We start from the raw sequence: 8,093 nt of genomic DNA, 5'->3' as shown, positions 1-8,093 counted from the left end.
TCGCCCCGCAGGTCCCGCGCGACTACGACCCCGGCTACACCGCGGCGTTCGAGCAGCAGCTCGCCGAGCACGCCGGCGAACTGGCGGCCGTCATCGTCGAACCGGTGGTGCAGGGCGCCGGCGGGATGCGCTTCCACGACCCCCGCTACCTGCGCGACCTGCGCGAGCTGTGCCGGCGGCACGACGTGCTGCTGATCTTCGACGAGATCGCCACCGGCTTCGGCCGCACCGGCGAGCTGTTCGCGGCCGACCACGCCGGGGTGAGCCCGGACATCATGTGCGTGGGCAAGGCTCTGACCGGCGGCTACGTCACCCTGGCCGCCACGCTGTGCAGCACCGACATCGCGCACACCATCAGCGCCGGCGAGGCCGGCGCGCTGATGCACGGGCCCACCTTCATGGCCAATGCGCTGGCCTGCGCGGTGTCGGTGGCCAGCGTCGAGCTGCTGCTAGACCAGGACTGGCGCGCGCGGGTGGGTGAGATCGCCGCCGGGCTGGCGGACGGGCTCGAGCCCGCCCGCGCGCTGCCCGGCGTCACCGACGTGCGGGTGTGCGGGGCGATCGGCGTCATCGAGTGCGCCCGCCCGGTCGACCTGGCCGTCGCCACCCCGGCGGCAATGGAGCGCGGCGTCTGGCTGCGCCCGTTCCGCAACCTGGTCTACGCGATGCCGCCCTACATCTGCCCGCCGGGCGAGATCGCCCAGATCACCTCGGCGATGGTCGAGGTCGCCCGCCTCGTTGGCTCTCGTAGTCTTTAGGGCGATGAAAACACCGATCGAGGTTTCCCCACTGGCCTGGCTGGAGGAGGTGGAGAAGCAGCGCCGCGGGGCGGGGCTGCGTCGCTCCTTGCGGCCCCGCCCGGCCGTCGCCACCGAGCTCGATCTGGCGTCCAACGACTATCTCGGCCTGTCCCAGCACCCCGACGTGATCGAGGGCGGCGTCGCCGCGCTGCGCATGTGGGGCGCCGGGGCCACCGGATCCCGGCTGGTCACCGGCGACACCGACCTGCATCAGCAATTCGAGTCCGAGCTCGCCGAGTACGTCGGCGCATCGGCGGCCCTGCTCTTCTCGTCCGGATACGCGGCCAACCTGGGCGCGGTCGTCGGCCTGTCGGGCCGGGGTTCGCTGCTGGTGTCCGACGCCCTCTCCCACGCGTCTTTGGTCGACGCCTGCCGGCTGTCGCGGGCCCGGGTGGTGGTGACGCCGCACCGCGACGTCGACGCCGTGGCGGCCGCCCTCGCCTCGCGCGACGAGGAGCGGGCCGTCGTGATCACCGAGTCGGTGTTCAGCGCCGACGGCGCGCTGGCGCCGCTGGGCGAGCTGCACGAGGCCTGTCGCCGGCAGGGCGCGCTGTTGATCGTCGACGAGGCCCACGGCCTGGGCGTGCGCGGTGGCGGGCGCGGGCTGCTGCACGAGCTCGGGCTGGCCGGCGCATCCGACGTGGTGGTGACCACGACGCTGTCGAAGGCGCTGGGCAGCCAGGGCGGCGTGGTGCTCGGACCGGCGGCGGTGCGGGCCCACCTGATCGACGCGGCGCGCACGTTCATCTTCGACACCGGCCTGGCGCCCGCCGCGGTGGGCGCCGCGCGCGCCGCGCTGGGCGTGCTGCGGGCCGAGCCGTGGCGGCCCGAGGCGGTGTTGCGGCACGCCCGCGCCCTCGCCGAGGCGTGCGACGTTCCCGACGCGCCCCACTCGGCGGTGGTGTCGGTGATCCTGGGCGACCCGGAGGTGGCGCTGGCCGCCGCGACCGCCTGCCTGGATGCCGGCGTGAAGGTGGGCTGCTTCCGGCCCCCGACGGTGCCCGCCGGGACGTCCCGGCTGCGGCTGACCGCGCGGGCGTCGCTGGACGCCGCCGAACTCGACATCGCCCGGCGGGTGCTGTCCGACGTCCTCGCCGTGGCGCGCCCTTGACCGTCCTGGTCGTCACGGGCACGGGCACCGGGGTCGGCAAGACCGTCGTCACCGCCGCCCTGGCCTGCCAGGCCCGTCAGGCCGGCATAGACGTGGCGGTCTGCAAACCGGTCCAGACCGGCACCGACTCCGGCGACGACGACCTGGCCGAGGTCGCCCGGCTGTCCGGCGCGACCGAACTGGCCGCGCTCGCCCGCTACCCGCAACCGCTGGCGCCGGCCGCCGCGGCCGAGCTGGCCGGCGCTGCGCTGCCCACCGGCGACCAGGTGCTGCGGCTGATCACCGCCCTGGACCGCCCCGGGCGGCTGACGCTGGTGGAAGGGGCCGGCGGGCTGCTGGTCGAGCTCGCCGCCGCGGGGGTCACCCTGCGGGATCTGGCGGTGGCGCTGGGCGCCCCGGCGCTGGTCGCGGTCACCGCCGAGCTGGGCACCCTCAACCACACCGCGCTGACGCTGGAAGCGCTTGCCGCGCACAATGTTTCGTGTGCGGGGTTGGTCATCGGGAGCTGGCCGGCCAGCCCCGGGCCTGCGGAGACCTCGAACCGGGTCGCGCTGGACCGGCTGGGCCCGGTGCGGGCCGCGCTGCCCGCGGGCGCCGGGGCGATGGACGCCGCGCAGTTCGCGGACATGAGCGCGGCGGCGTTCGACCGCGACTGGGTCACCGCGCTGGTTCGCTGATGGTGCATTCCATCGAGCTGCTCTTCGACGGCGAGACCGAGGCCACGATCCGCGGGCTGTGGGACGCGCTGGCGGGCGCCGGGATTCCCAGCCAGGCCCCCGCCGGGCGACCGCACGTCACGCTCGCGGTGGCCGACCGCATCGCCGAGGAGGCCGACGCCGCGCTGCGGCCGCTCACCGGGCGGCTGCCGCTGGGCTGCGCCGTCGGCGCGTCGTTGCTGCTGGGGCGCTCCAATGCGATCCTGGCCCGGGTCGTCGTGCCGACGGCCGAATTGCTCGATTTCCACGCCGAGGTGCACCGGCTGTGCGGGAAGCACCTGGCCCCCGCGGCGGCGCCCACCAGCCTGCCGGGTCAGTGGACGCCACACGTCACGCTGGCCCGACGTGTCGGCGGCCCGGCCCTGAGCCGCGCGCTGCGCATCGCTGGCCGGCTCACGCTGGTCGAGGGCAGCTTCGCCGCCCTGCGGCACTGGAACGGCGAGAAGAAGGTCGACTACCTGATCGGCTAGCCGCCGAACAGCAGGTACAGGCCGGTGAAGGTGTAGCCGACCATGACCAGCATCATCGTCAGCTGGCCGGTGAGCTGGTGGCCCCTGGGCAGCAGCCGCAGGGCCTTGTCGTGGGCCGCGACCACCGCGAGGATGTGGCCGGTCACCACGCACGCCACCTTGATCCCGGCCAGCACCGGCGGGTGGGTGGACAGCACGTAGGCGACCTGCTGATGCGCCAGCCCCAGCACGTTCCAGCCGCGGCCGAAGGGGTCGGCCAGCGCGAACACGGCCTGCTGGCCGCGCTCGACGAGGTAGGACAGGTAGTGCGCGAAGATGTAGCCCACCACGATCGGGATCAGGGAGTGCGCCAGCTGCCCGGGCAGGGCGCGGCGCCACTCGCGGTCGACGCCGCCCGTCGCGCGGGCGGCGAGCGAAAACGTCACGGCCACAACCGAAATGAAGACTATGAGGCCCAGCGTCCGCAGCAGCGACGACGACGCCGCGGGCGCCAGGCCGATGCCGGGGGAGAGCCGATCGGCGAAGCCGCGCCACGTAGGCGACGACGAGAAACTGTCGAACGCCGTGGACCCGAGCAGCACCGCGAGCACCATGACCACGCCGGGGCGCACGGGCAGCGACGGCAGATGGTCGAGGGGGTTCCCGACGACGATGCGCCCGGTGTCGGGGTTGCGGCGAAACGGCGACAGGCGCGACACCGCCATGCTGTACACCCCGAACGGGTCGGCCCGGGCCAGCCAGCGCTGGCCGCACAACCAGGCGCCCGCCAGCATCGCCACGGCGTAGACGGCCAGCCACGCCCGCACCCACGGCAGCGACGCCGGGTTCGGGCTGGCCAGTTCCATCCAGACGAAGGCGAACAGGCCCAGCGCGGCGGGCCGGTAGCCCCAGCCGTCGGGATAGGCCAGCCGCGGTGAGTGCAGGCGCTCCGGCGTGCCGCGGCGCAGCAACAGATAGATCGTCCGCATCGGCGAAATCACCCGCCAGACCGGTCCGATCAGCAGCGACACCGCCACCAGCCCGACCCATAGCAGCACGTAGAACACGCCGAGTAGGGCGTTGGCCTCCGACCGCGGGCCCCACACCCCGGCCGCCACCGCCCAGGTCGCGAAGATCAGGCCGAGGGCGGCCGCCGTCCAGCGCGTCGCCCGCGCGTCGACGACGGCGGTCACCGCCGCCGGCAGCGGACGGCCCGGCTTGGCGGGATCGAACCGCGGCTTCCGCCACGCGAACGCGACCAGCGCGAAGGTGAACGTCAGCGCCCACGCCGCCCCGACCATCGCGTACATGTACGGCACCGGAAGGTCGCCGGATCCGCCGAGGCCGTGCGCGAGGACCGCGGTCGCGCCGCGGGCGCTCACGGTTGGACTTGGATGGTCGCGATCGTGCGGTCCAGATGGTGCAGCTCCACCTCGACGTTGCCGGGGACGTCGACGGCGAACTGGAAGGTTTGGTTGGGCGCCGCGGCGACCGGGAACTTGTGGTCGGGCGTCGAGTGGACGTGCAACTCGTCGGTGGCGTCACTGGTCACGTGCAGGGTGATCTGCTGGCGCACCTTGGCCTGCAGCGTGGCGTTGGTCGGGGTCACCTGTCCTTTGGCGATGGTGACGTCGACCGTCGGGCCGGCGGCAGGGGACTGGCTCTGCGAACCGCCGCACGCGATCAGCGCCCACGCCAAAGCCGCCACCCACGCCGCGGCCAGGGCGCTACGCATCCCCATCGGTCACGCCGCCTGGGGGGTGCCGGGCACGGTGTGCTTCTCCTCCTCGGGCCGCTTGGGCAGGGTGTCGTAGTTGTTGATCCGGCCGGCGCCCCAGGTCAGGGCGGTGATGACCATCAGCGTCAGGAACAGCACGACGATTCCGCCGGCGGTGAACAGCCAGGCCGGCGCGCTCTGGTCGCGCTCGCGCTGCAGGATCGTGACCTCCAGGACGAACGGCCGCGTACTCGTCGCGAGGGCGGGGACCTCGGGCGCCGGGATGGCGTCGTCGGCCGGCTCGTAGATCGGCACGGCCGTCATCGTGCGGCCGTCCTGGACCCGCAACAGCGTCTTCCAGTCACCCCACACCGGGACCGGCTGCGTGGACCGGTAGTGCCCCGGCCCGACCTTGGCGAGCTTGTCGATCATCAGGCCGCGGTCGTTCTGCATCCGCCCCTGCCAGGACAGGATCGTCAGCCAGTCCGGGTGGTCGCTGACCATGGTTGTCGGGGAGATCATCACATCGGCCGACACCATCCGCTGGCCTGCGGGGCTGGGCAGATCCGTCAGCGTCACCGTGGCGGTGTCCTTGCCCGGCACGAGGATGTGCAACCCGTTGGCCACCGCGCAACCGATCACGAGCACCGTCAGCGCGACGACGCCGATGGCGAGCCGGCGGCCCGGCAGGCGCTCGCCGGTGAGCACCATGCCGAACATCGCGCCGCACAACCCGGTCAGGACGGCCACCGGCACCGACATCGCCAGCGCCTCGCCCCACATGCTGGTCGGCCACGGGTAGTGGTAGACGGCCCCGATCCACAGCGATTCCAGCCAGATCCCCACCGTGGCGACCCCGAGGCCCGAGACGGCGCCGAACACCAGCGGGCGCTTGATCAACGGCGTCAGCGCCACCAGCTCGACGATGAGGGCGGGACCCAGGTAGAGCGGGAACCAGTTGATCGGGGCGCCCAGGATGGGGCCGACGATCACCGCGACCGCGCCCCGCAGCGCGATGGCGAACACCGCCGCGATGATCGCGGCGCCGCGGCCCATCGTCAGGCGGGCGGCGACGGCGGCCAGTGCGGACGCCGCGGCGATCAGCATCGGCTGAAACACCAGCCGGAACTGCGGGACCCCGAAGTCGAACTCGATCTGGTAGACCGACAGGCCGATGAACAACCCGCCGAACGACAGGTACCGCAGGAACGAGATGAACGCGCCGTTGAATACCTCCCCGGCTTCGTGCGCCTCGCCCTCACGCTCCAGCATCAGCACCGAGAACAGCGAGAAACACGCCCCGCCGATCATCATCAAATGCGTTGGGCCCCAAAGGGTGACGTCTTGACCGAAGATCCGGTGCCAGATGTCGTCGAGCGGGAACCCGATCATCGCGTACATCCCGCAGCCGGCCATCAACAGTCCGCCGACCGGCGCATACCAGTTGCGCGTGATGCGCACCGCCGCGGGCCCCGGCTTGTCGAACGGCAGCACGACCGACACCGCGCCGCCGACGAAGATGCCGAACAGGCCGATGATGATGAAATAGTGCGCGGGGTTGGCCAACGGGCCGGGGTCGCGTCCGTTGCCGATGTGCCAGCTGACGTCCCAGATGAACCCGAACAGGGCGCAGATGATGAACGTCGTGAAGATCATGACCGGCAGCGCCACCCAGTTGGGCCGGTGGAACTTCTCGCCCAGCTTGTCGGCGACCCGGGTCAGCCACTGGATGCGATGGGTGCGATGGGCATAACCGATCCACAGCATGCCCGCGGCGATCACCACCGCCGCGACCGAGAGCCCGATCACCTGGTTGAGGCCGGCGCCGCGCGCCGGCGCCTCCGCAACGAAAACGAGTTCCGCCGATGTCATCGTCAAACCCTCCCAACAGCGCCCGACTGCCTGGCGAGCTGTGATCCAGCTCGCACGAAGCGGAATGCCCAAATCACGGGCTGGTCAATCACCGATTTTCGTCGTCGCGCTGCCCGGCGTCCTCGGACTCGTCGGGGGTCCGGCGGTCTTTGAGCGCGACGTAGAGGATCACGCCGACGACGATGATCGCCGGCAGGAACGCCGGGATCGCCAGCAGAATCATGTGGTGGGCCACATAGGTGACGTGTGGATCGGTCATGGTGGTGAGATACCCCGGGGGATGGCATGCACTGCGGCCGTTACCCTACTTTGAACACTTTTTATTGACAGCCGCCACGACCGTGGGGCAGGAGGCCGCGCGCGCGGCCAGCGACGATGCAGGGGAGTACTGGTGACTCAAGCGGCAACTCGACCGGCGACCGGCGCCAACGACGCGGACATTCTGGCGGTTGCCCGCGAACAGGTGCTCGAGCGCGGCGAGGGACTGGATCGCGAGCAGGTGTTGCGGGTGCTGCAGCTGCCGGACGACCGGCTCGACGACCTGCTGGAGCTGGCCCACGAGGTGCGGATGCGCTGGTGTGGCCCCGAGGTGGAGGTCGAGGGCATCATCAGCCTGAAGACCGGTGGCTGCCCCGAGGACTGCCATTTCTGTTCGCAGTCGGGGTTGTTCGCCTCGCCGGTGCGCAGCGCCCGGCTGGACATCCCGAGCCTGGTCGAGGCCGCCAAACAGACCGCCAAGTCCGGTGCCACCGAGTTCTGCATCGTGGCCGCCGTCCGCGGGCCCGACGAGCGGTTGATGACTCAGGTCGCGGCCGGCATCGAGGCGATCCGCAACGAGGTCGAGATCAACATCGCGTGCTCGCTGGGGATGCTGACCGCCGAGCAGGTCGATCAGCTGTCGCAGATGGGTGTGCACCGCTACAACCACAACCTCGAGACCGCCCGCTCGTTCTTCACCAACGTCGTGACCACCCACACCTGGGAGGAGCGCTGGCAGACCCTTTCGATGGTGCGCGACGCCGGCATGGAGGTGTGCTGCGGCGGCATCCTGGGCATGGGCGAGACGCTCGAGCAGCGCGCGGAGTTCGCCGCCGAGCTGGCCGAGCTGGGGCCCGACGAGGTCCCGCTGAACTTCCTCAACCCGCGGCCCGGCACGCCGTTCGGCGACCTGGAGGTGTTGCCGGTGGCCGAGGCGCTGAAGTCGGTGGCCGCCTTCCGGCTGGCCCTGCCGCGCGCGATGCTGCGGTTCGCCGGGGGGCGTGAGATCACCCTCGGTGACCTGGGCGCCAAGAAGGGCATCCTGGGCGGCATCAACGCCGTGATCGTCGGCAACTACCTGACCACGCTCGGCCGGCCGGCCGAAGCCGATCTGGAACTGCTCGACGATCTGCAGATGCCGATCAAGGCGCTCAACGCCACTTTGTAAGA

The 8,093-nt window shown here is 71.7% G+C and carries 9 protein-coding genes; 5 read left to right on the top strand and 4 right to left on the bottom strand.

The features are described 5' to 3' along the window. From A5701_RS02275 to A5701_RS02260, 4 genes are all read left to right on the top strand, one after another. Positions 1-758 (top strand): aminotransferase class III-fold pyridoxal phosphate-dependent enzyme (locus A5701_RS02275; RefSeq protein ID WP_156669878.1); only part of this gene is annotated, 758 nt, incomplete at its 5' end. Positions 759-762: 4 nt separating this feature from the next. Continuing rightward, positions 763-1,911: an 8-amino-7-oxononanoate synthase gene (locus tag A5701_RS02270; protein WP_067748073.1), complete on the top strand. Its 1,149-nt coding sequence runs from the start codon at positions 763-765 to the stop codon at positions 1,909-1,911. Continuing rightward, positions 1,908-2,588 carry a dethiobiotin synthase gene (gene bioD / locus A5701_RS02265; RefSeq protein ID WP_067748071.1) on the top strand — a complete coding sequence of 227 codons (681 nt, stop codon included), beginning with the start codon at positions 1,908-1,910 and terminating at the stop codon, positions 2,586-2,588. The genes A5701_RS02270 and bioD overlap by 4 nt, the downstream gene beginning before the upstream one ends. Further along, complete coding sequence (locus tag A5701_RS02260) at positions 2,588-3,097, top strand: 2'-5' RNA ligase family protein (protein ID WP_067748069.1); 510 nt, start codon at positions 2,588-2,590, stop codon at positions 3,095-3,097. Before bioD ends, A5701_RS02260 begins: the two co-directional genes overlap by 1 nt. Here A5701_RS02260 and A5701_RS02255 read toward each other — a convergent pair. From A5701_RS02255 to A5701_RS28425, 4 genes are all read right to left on the bottom strand, one after another. Continuing rightward, positions 3,094-4,386 (bottom strand): hypothetical protein, encoded by a 1,293-nt coding sequence (locus A5701_RS02255; RefSeq protein WP_369807375.1) that lies wholly within the window; start codon positions 4,384-4,386, stop codon positions 3,094-3,096. The two genes, A5701_RS02260 and A5701_RS02255, sit on opposite strands and share 4 nt — an antisense overlap. Before the next feature lie 68 nt (positions 4,387-4,454). Next, the gene (locus A5701_RS02250; protein WP_067748065.1) at positions 4,455-4,817 is read right to left on the bottom strand and encodes a hypothetical protein; all 363 of its coding nucleotides are present in this window, start codon (positions 4,815-4,817) and stop codon (positions 4,455-4,457) included. A gap of 3 nt (positions 4,818-4,820) precedes the next feature. Next, positions 4,821-6,665 (bottom strand): hypothetical protein, encoded by a 1,845-nt coding sequence (locus A5701_RS02245; RefSeq protein ID WP_067748064.1) that lies wholly within the window; start codon positions 6,663-6,665, stop codon positions 4,821-4,823. Between the two features lie 88 nt (positions 6,666-6,753). Beyond that, positions 6,754-6,924, bottom strand: a complete 171-nt coding sequence (locus A5701_RS28425; protein WP_197498966.1) for a hypothetical protein — start codon at positions 6,922-6,924, stop codon at positions 6,754-6,756. A 132-nt stretch (positions 6,925-7,056) separates the two neighbouring features. Here A5701_RS28425 and bioB point away from each other — a divergent pair, with 132 nt between their 5' ends. After that, entirely contained in the window at positions 7,057-8,091 is a 1,035-nt protein-coding gene (gene bioB / locus A5701_RS02240) for a biotin synthase BioB (RefSeq protein WP_067748062.1), read from the top strand. The last annotated feature ends 2 nt before the right edge of the window (positions 8,092-8,093 follow it).

It is taken from the genome of Mycobacterium sp. E3305, assembly GCF_001666785.1.
Classification (GTDB): Bacteria; Actinomycetota; Actinomycetes; order Mycobacteriales; family Mycobacteriaceae; genus Mycobacterium.
The sequence above is the reverse complement of the archived record's forward strand: the minus strand, read 5'-3'. Positions and strand labels throughout refer to the sequence as shown.